This window comes from Acinetobacter sp. 228, from assembly GCF_048147885.1.
In genome coordinates, this window is sequence record NZ_JAYWYV010000138.1 from 1 (window position 1) to 1,755 (window position 1,755).

The following is a 1,755-nucleotide window of genomic DNA, read 5'->3' on the forward strand; positions in this document are numbered from 1 at the left end:
GTTTCATAAGTAAACTAATGAGCGAGAAGGTAATCGCAAGGAAGGCAATATCAATTTTGGAGTTTAAAAAACTAATCGTTTTTACATCGGGAAAAACAAGATGCAAGATTGGAAAAACTAAAACAATCGACATCATTAAAATAATAAGGAAGATGGATTGTTTCTGTTTTTTGTCGAATGGTTCAGGCTTTTGATCTTCAATCACAATTGAATTACTTTTTCTATTCCACAGGGTGTAAATTCCCAACACCGCAATTGGAATAATTAAAGTTAAGACAAAAATTCCACTGCTATATGAAAAAGCTGTTTGTGAGCTAATGCCAGTATTTTCCATTAAGCTTCGGAAAATAATGCCACTTTGCGATGTCATAAAATTTGCGCCAGCTAAAGCGCCGTAATTTGCAGCCATCCCACCAATAATCATATTCATATTGGTTTTTTTACACAGCAGCAGTGTAATGGGTGCCATAAAGGCAAGTACTGTATAAAAACCAGCACCTAGGCCAGCAATAATGGTTGCTGCGAAAAAAATCGCTAAAGGTAAAAACTGAGGAAACTTACGGCATTTATATAAAAGATGGCTGGCAAGCTTCTCTAAAGCACCATTTGCCAAAGCAAAGTTATAAAACAAAGTGACGGATAAAATAATAAAGAAAATTTTGACAGGCCATAATTCAATAACTTCGGAAGGTTTAAGACCCATGCCAAAGCAACCAATCAGGTAGGCAAACGCTATCGTAAAAAATCCGATATTAATTTTCGTTTTATAACCTAAACCTATCGATACGGCTAAAGCCATCAGCATCAATGCAGTCATATTATCTTCCTTGATAAATATATAAACATCTAAACATATATATGTTTGGTTTTTTGTATTACACAGAACTATGCTAATATTGTCAAATCGATTTCATAATGTTTAACGCAAATGCTTGATGAGACTGCATTTAAAAATTTTAAATTGCCAAGATATGAAAAGGTCCGTTGGGAACTTCAAAAACTACTGATCCAGTCAAAATGGACAGTCGAAGAGCCTATTCCAAGTGAACAAGAACTTGCGCAAATGTATAGCGTATCGGTAGGAACCGTTAGAAAAGCGGTTGAAGGGCTGGTTGAAGATGGCTTATTGGTTAAACAGCAAGGAAAAGGAACTTTCCTCAAACAACCTAATTTTGAAAATTCGCTCATTCGTTTTTTTAGATTACGTAATAAAAAAGGCGAGTTCATTCAGCCACAAGGACAAATTAAAAAAGTAGAAGTGTGTGATGCAATACCGGAAGTAAACGCCGAGTTAGGACTTGGGCACACTGAAAAGTTGCTTTATATCGAGCGTGTCCGTAAGCATGAAGATGTCGTTGTATTAAGTGAGAGAATCTGGCTACCTGAACGCTTATTTAAAAATCTGGAAGAAATTCCAATCGCTGAGTTTGGGAATCTACTTTATCCTTTTTATTATCAGCACTGTGGCCAATTTATTTCTTCTGCAACAGAACGGTTAACTTTTGAGAAAAATATTAAAGATAGCTATTTAAATAACCACCTTGAAGACCCTTTAGTGAAGGTATGCCGTATTGCAAAAAATCTTGAAGGTGTAGCGGTCGAATACCGTGAGTCTTATGGTTTGGCCGATAATTTTCATTATGAAATAACAATTAATTAATTCTTGATGCAGCTTAATAAAGATTTCCTTATTAAGCTGCAGAGCTGGTTCACTACCGTTTATGGTTAAGTACTTCTTGTAGGAAGTGAGTCATT

General features: G+C 35.5%; 2 protein-coding genes. One reads left to right on the top strand and one right to left on the bottom strand.

The features are described 5' to 3' along the window. A partial coding sequence (locus VXQ92_RS16710) for an SLC13 family permease (RefSeq protein WP_416682575.1) occupies positions 1 to 817 on the bottom strand: 817 nt, incomplete at its 3' end. Between the two features lie 111 nt (positions 818 to 928). Between VXQ92_RS16710 and VXQ92_RS16715 the strand changes: the two genes are divergently transcribed. Further along, positions 929 to 1,660, top strand: coding sequence for a GntR family transcriptional regulator (locus VXQ92_RS16715; protein WP_065717658.1), 732 nt, complete (start codon positions 929 to 931; stop codon positions 1,658 to 1,660). The last annotated feature ends 95 nt before the right edge of the window (positions 1,661 to 1,755 follow it).

Coding starts and splice junctions, on each gene's coding strand:
- VXQ92_RS16715 (WP_065717658.1), top strand. CDS start 929: ATGCTTGATGAGACTGCATTTAAAAATTTTAAATTGCCAAGATATGAA.